The sequence below is a fragment of the Candidatus Nitrosarchaeum limnium BG20 genome (genome assembly GCF_000241145.1).
GTDB lineage: Archaea > Thermoproteota > Nitrososphaeria > Nitrososphaerales > Nitrosopumilaceae > Nitrosarchaeum > Nitrosarchaeum limnae.
This window is the reverse complement of record NZ_AHJG01000223.1, coordinates 1-5,837: the sequence shown is the minus strand read 5'-3', so window position 1 is coordinate 5,837 and position 5,837 is coordinate 1. Positions and strand designations below refer to the sequence as shown.

At 32.4% G+C, this 5,837-nt stretch carries 6 protein-coding genes and 1 pseudogene; 5 read left to right on the top strand and 2 right to left on the bottom strand.

Going from position 1 to position 5,837, the window contains the following annotated elements; translation table 11 throughout:
* The 5 genes and pseudogenes from BG20_RS07770 to BG20_RS07750 form a co-directional block, all read left to right on the top strand.
* Window positions 1-238, top strand: a pseudogene (locus BG20_RS07770) (hypothetical protein); the annotation flags it as partial.
* 214 nt (window positions 239-452) lie between these two features.
* Window positions 453-1,376, top strand: coding sequence for a mechanosensitive ion channel family protein (locus BG20_RS07765; protein WP_048097164.1), 924 nt, complete (start codon window positions 453-455; stop codon window positions 1,374-1,376).
* Window positions 1,377-1,457: 81 nt separating this feature from the next.
* Entirely contained in the window at window positions 1,458-1,838 is a 381-nt protein-coding gene (locus tag BG20_RS13670; protein ID WP_010193259.1) for a VIT1/CCC1 transporter family protein, read from the top strand.
* A gap of 23 nt (window positions 1,839-1,861) precedes the next feature.
* Window positions 1,862-2,182 (top strand): VIT1/CCC1 transporter family protein, encoded by a 321-nt coding sequence (locus tag BG20_RS13665; protein ID WP_010193258.1) that lies wholly within the window; start codon window positions 1,862-1,864, stop codon window positions 2,180-2,182.
* 337 nt (window positions 2,183-2,519) lie between these two features.
* Window positions 2,520-3,323: a PEFG-CTERM sorting domain-containing protein gene (locus BG20_RS07750; protein WP_010193256.1), complete on the top strand. Its 804-nt coding sequence runs from the start codon at window positions 2,520-2,522 to the stop codon at window positions 3,321-3,323.
* A gap of 42 nt (window positions 3,324-3,365) precedes the next feature.
* Here the strand turns inward: BG20_RS07750 and BG20_RS07745 are convergent, their stop codons facing one another.
* Window positions 3,366-4,637 carry an MFS transporter gene (locus BG20_RS07745; RefSeq protein ID WP_238527563.1) on the bottom strand — a complete coding sequence of 424 codons (1,272 nt, stop codon included), beginning with the start codon at window positions 4,635-4,637 and terminating at the stop codon, window positions 3,366-3,368.
* Window positions 4,638-4,759: 122 nt separating this feature from the next.
* A complete protein-coding gene (locus BG20_RS07740; protein WP_010193253.1) occupies window positions 4,760-5,605 on the bottom strand; it encodes a TrmB family transcriptional regulator in 846 nt (281 codons plus the stop codon).
* Window positions 5,606-5,837: the final 232 nt, after the last annotated feature.

Genomic DNA, 5,837 nt, shown 5'->3' with positions numbered 1-5,837 from the left:
TAACCCAAAAATAATTGATGGAAAAACCGTTTACAAATATCGAAATGAATCTCAATTCAAAAATCTCTTTGATATTTTGTGTGAGATGTTGGGTCTAAGCTCTCCATTAGTTGTTAAAGACGTCATGTTGTCTCAAACTGAAATAGTAATAGCTGTAAAAGATGAATTTGAAGCAAAGCAGAAATTTATCAACAGCTTACAAGAGATACAAAATACATTATTGATTAAAAAAAAGTAAACTAGTATTTTAGAACGTCAAAAACATGAAAAGTGGAAATACTAGATCGTATATGATCTATCATGACAAACCAACTTTACTGTGAAGTATGTAATAAACTAAAGTACACTAGATCTGATAAACAAAAAAAATGTGAATGCAAAGATGTCATGTGATTTGTTATCTTTAATTAACAACAAGGTATGATAATTCGAAAATTCGGTTGTTAATCCCAATGCAAAATTCAAAAAACTATTTGATCGTAGTTTTAACTTTATCCTTATTTGTAATTAGTTTCAACTCTGCATTTGCTCAAGAGTCATTCGCTGAGGATATCTATGTCCCAACAAGTGAGGCCTTAAAGGAATTTGCAGTAAGTGTGGCAGATAGTGCTCCAAAGATAATCGCATCTGTGATTTTATTGATTATTGGTCTGATAGCCGGAAAAGTAGTTGGAAAAGTTACCACCAAGGCTGTTACTAGTTTGTTACAAAAAACCAGTCAAAAAAATCAAGAATTACATCTAGCAGAAGAAGTTTATGGTAAATTCAACTCTGTAAAACTTATTTCCGCCACAATTCGTTGGTTTGTATATCTATTTTTCATCGTTGCAGCCGTTAATGCATTACAATTTGAACAGCTTTCTACTGCACTTACAAGTTTGTGGCTTTGGGTTCCTAATCTACTTGCATTTGTGTTAATTGTTGTAATCGGTTCTATAGTTGTTAACTTTGTTAGTAAATGGATTGAGCACCAATTATTGGATCATCATATTGCTAGTCCAAAAATCATCATCTCTGTAATCAAGGCGGTAATTTACGGTATTGTTTTTGCAATTGCATTTACGCAATTAGGTGTTGGGGAAAGTATTATTCCAATACTGGTATCTGCATTTTCATGGAGTATTGCAGTAGCAATTGGTGCATCAATTGCAATCGGATTGGGATTTGCATTAAAAGACTTGATTCCCGCATCTATAATGGGTGCATCAAATCAACGTTCTATTCTTAAAGTTGGACAAAAAGTCAAAATCGGTGATATCACTGGAACAGTTACTGCATCTCATCTATTACATGTAATTGTAACAAACGATAGAAACGAAAGTATTGTTATTCCAACAAAATTAATGATGAATCAAACAATAACTATTTTTAATTAGATATTAATTTTCTCTAAATCGCTTCGATAAAACTTTAGAATATCAAAAACTCCATTAAGGTGATGTTTTAAAATATCCTTGTTGAAAGAACTATCTGAACCACGACATCTTGAACCTCATCTTAAAGAATCAAGTGCGATGCGAGATTTTGTTTTTGGTTTTGGTGATGGAATTAACACTTCACTGGGTATTGCTGCAGGGGTAGGAGGAGCAGATGTTTCAGCTAATATCATTATTCTAGCTGCACTAGTTGGTATGTTTACTGGGGCCAAGGCAATGGCTGTTCAAAACTATCTTGCAGTAAAAACTCACAGACAGCTATTGACATCGGAAATTGAACGTGAGAAATGGGAGATTGAAAATAGACCAGAAGATGAAAGACAAGAAATTGAAGATATCTACAAAGCCAAGGGATTTTCAGGAAAAGATCTTGAAATGGTTGTAAATAAAAGTAACTTCTGATAAAAAAAGTATGGCTAGATACTATGCTTACAGAAGAACTGAATCTGAATTTAGAGATTGCAGGTAGTCCGATTAAGAGTGCCTTGAGGATGTTTGTCTCGTTTCTAATTGGCGGAATGTTACCTATATTGCCCTTTTTCTTCCTAAGTGGGTTGGATGCTCTGTTTGTTGCCATTGGTATTAGCATTTCTACATCTTTTACTGTCGGTGTAATCAAATCTAAAATGGCAAATACCAACAAAATAGTTGGAGGGCTAGAAATGGCAGGTCTTGGTACGGGGGTCGCATTAATTGGGTATGGAATAGGCAGTGAATTGACTAATTTGGGAATAATCAGTGTTTAGTAATTAATTCCACTTACGATTGTTATGAATAATTTCTACGCGTTGGTTATATTCAAAATCTCTAATTGATAGTATGAAATCTTGGAAATGCTATAGATGTGATTTAACATTCAAGCAAGAAATACATGCAAGCATTCATCACGATATCACAAATCACCCGTTTAATCAGATCGGAATATGATTTTGACTTTCTAGTCTGCCCTTAAGAAACCAAATAAATTTTATATAATTGATATATAATTTATCCAATTTCTTTGCAAGTATTTTTACAATTAGATCAACCGCTACTTTATTTTCCATAGGATAATTAATATACGAACAATTATTCATAACTTAAGTGCTCAAAATTGCATTACTTGTTTTAATTGCTATATCAATACCAATCACTGCTTTAGCAGAGCCAATGATAACTTTGAATTCATCTCAATCTGAAATTGGTGCTTTGGATACTGTATTCATTGATGGTAAGGTAACTGGAGTAATGTCTTACAAGCCTGTTAAACTGACTGTCACTTCTCCTGACGGAGTAGTGGTTTATTCTCCTAGTCTGCCAATCGCCCAAGATGGTACTTTCAAATGGATTGTAAAACCAACACTTCCAAATTTCCAAAATGGTGTTTATACCGTGATTGCAAGTAATGATGATGTTGCAAGTATTGCTAAAATCCAATTTACCGTAATAGGTTCTAAAGATATGCCTAAAGTATCAGTGCCAAAGTCCCCTGACTCAGGTATGATGGATACTAAACCAAGTGCTATCGCACTAGCTACTAAATTTGAAACTGGCAGTAACAAATTACTTGTAACTGGAACTACCACTAGTTCAGTAACTGATATTACATTTACAATAACTTCTCCTAATGGAAACTTGATTTCTGTTGCACAACTCACCCCTGGTCCAAATGGTGAATTTTCTACAGAAATTAAAACTGGAGGTCCATTATGGAAAGAAAATGGATTTTACACAATTACTGCAAACCAAGGTCTTTCATCTGAACATAAGCAATCAATAAAAGTTGAGATTGAAAACGGTGTTGTAGTACCAGAATTTGGAACAATCGCCGTAATGATTTTGGCAGTTGCTCTAGTGTCAATTATCATAGTGTCTTCAAAATCAAGATTAGTAATTCCACGATATTAGATTTTTAATTTACTTGTACTGAATTTTCATTTGATTGAAATATTAGATGGTTCTATGTGATAGCCTATGTTTTAAATAAAATCTAAACATTACTAATGAAGAGAAAATAATGCAAATTGCAATTGCAAATGAAACTGAATAACTTAACCACTCTGAAATATATCCTGCAGTTAAAGCACCTGAAAATATTCCAACTCCTACCATGAAACTATTTACTCCTAGATATGTGCCTTCAAATCCTTTTGGAATTGTCTTAAAGAGAATTATTGAATTTGAAACACTAAAAATAGAAAATGCTGAAACCATCATACACGATGAGATTATTGCCATCAAAAGTGAATAATCTCCTATCGTAATTGGAATGAAAGTGGCAGCTGTTATGATTCCTAGAATTCTTGGTAAATATGAAATCTGTGTTGCACGCTCTTCTGAGATTCTTGCAATTAATCGTGGAACAAAGAAAAATATTGTCAATAAAGTAATTGTTTGAATCAAGTAAACTAGAAAAACTTCTGAATTTGTAAACTCAAATTTTTTCAGAAATGGTATAAATGCTGTAAAGAAAATATTACTGCCAAAATAAAATAAGAAATTTGTTAAAAAAAGTACTCCAATATCATGAGACATTTTTCTTTGAAATACGGTTATGATTGGTTTAAAGTCGTGGGGATGTGGGACTTTGGTAAATATGAATTGAAAATTTAATCTGTTGTGGTTAAAAATATGTCTGATCCCATGTATTGAATGAACTATTGTATGTCGTTCAATGATGCTTTTACTTCCAACTCCAAAACTCAAGATAGTGGCAATTCCGCTTGTAATGGCACAAAAAAGAAAATATGGTCTAAGATCAAAAAATCTGTCCCAAACAGAGCCTACCAAAAATGCTCCTAAACTTCCAAAAGTCGTTATAATTGAAATTCTAGTAAATAATTGACTCCATTGATTATTTGGTACTGATTCCATCACAAGTACTTGTGTTACTGGATTTTTTCCAATAATAAAAAATCCAGAAATAGATGAAATTAGAACTACCAAACTCAAATCTTTTGTAAAAAATAATCCTATGCTACAAATCGTAATTGCTGAAAAACAAGTAACTAAAATTGCTCTTTTTAAATGATATTTATCGATAACCTTCCCCCAAAATACTGCACCGATAGCTGATAAACCATAATGTAGTCCAATTACAATTCCAACATTTGCTACATTTCCTCCTAGAAAAAGAACATACAATGGTATGACTATGTGTAGTCCTTCTGCTGTAATGCTGGAAGGTAAAACAAAAAGCATCCACTTTTTCTTCGATTTCAATTCAAGGCCTCTTTGATATTTAGTTCTATGACTTGAAAAAGACATTATGACTTTAAGATTTGACATATTAACAAAAAGAATTCATTCTCTTTGTATAGTTTGTATTATTGTTGTTCTAAAAATTAAACATCTACATCTTTAGAGTTTTTCCAAAGTAAACTACACAAACTAAAGATAGAATTTATCATTTCTGATGCATTTGTTGATAGCGCATAATCTTTTGAAGGATCTTCGTTTATCTTATTGATGTTTGACATTACTAGACTGTTCTCTGATATGATCATTCTACCATTCGATGGAAGTGCTCCCAATCGAACATCTGTGGCATTTAATCTTTTTAAAAATGGAATCATCTTCCTGTCTTCTATATCTATAATTAATCGAACTTTACCTCCACGCTCTTCAAGTTTTGTAATCTTTTCTGGAATTGCAGAGTGATACATTTTTGCTACATCGTCTGACGTGGTAACCATGTATACTATTTTAGAGTCATCCTCTAGAAGATTTTCAATTGCGGAATAAATTTTGTCAGTCCCATGTAATATTCTAAATGATGGAGTGTTTGAACCAAATCTGGCGCATACTACTCCTTTAACTCGTGGAATTATTTTCTTTCCCATCTCCCTAAAATTTTTCAATTCTTTTTCTTTTCTTTCAAGACATGCTGCATATGCATTTTCAGGATCTATTGGAATACATTTTTTTGGACTTGAAAATGACATTGAAATAAAACCGTCAGCAGATAGTTTTTCAACCATTCTGTATGCTTTAGCTCTATCAATGTTCAAATCTTTTGCAAGTGAGCTTGCTGTAATTGGCCCTGTTCTTAGTAGTGCCATGTATGCTTTGCCCTCTACATCATTCATTCCAAGTGCGGATGTAAACTCATGCCCCACCTCATTGATGTATTCTATGGATGGTGTGACATCAAGATCTTCTCTAAAATGTTCTACATTAGCTGTTGTCAATGATTATGATTGATTTCTGATATTATACTCTAATCTATGTCTAAATTGAACATACAGGAATGTGCTAAAAAGTGAAAAAATTGAGATTAAAAAAGTAGAATTTATACCTTAAAATTTTCCTCACATATTCATAAAATATTGTATTTTGTTTGTTTGTTCAATACAATGAAACAAATTTCAATATATGCAAAAATATCTAACACTTTCTGTCATTTATTCTGTATTTCAGTTA

What these genes read in the sequence shown, in the direction of transcription:
- BG20_RS07765 (WP_048097164.1), top strand. Translation starts at nt 453, where the DNA reads ATGCAAAATTCAAAAAACTATTTGATCGTAGTTTTAACTTTATCCTTA.
- BG20_RS13665 (WP_010193258.1), top strand. Translation starts at nt 1,862, where the DNA reads ATGCTTACAGAAGAACTGAATCTGAATTTAGAGATTGCAGGTAGTCCG.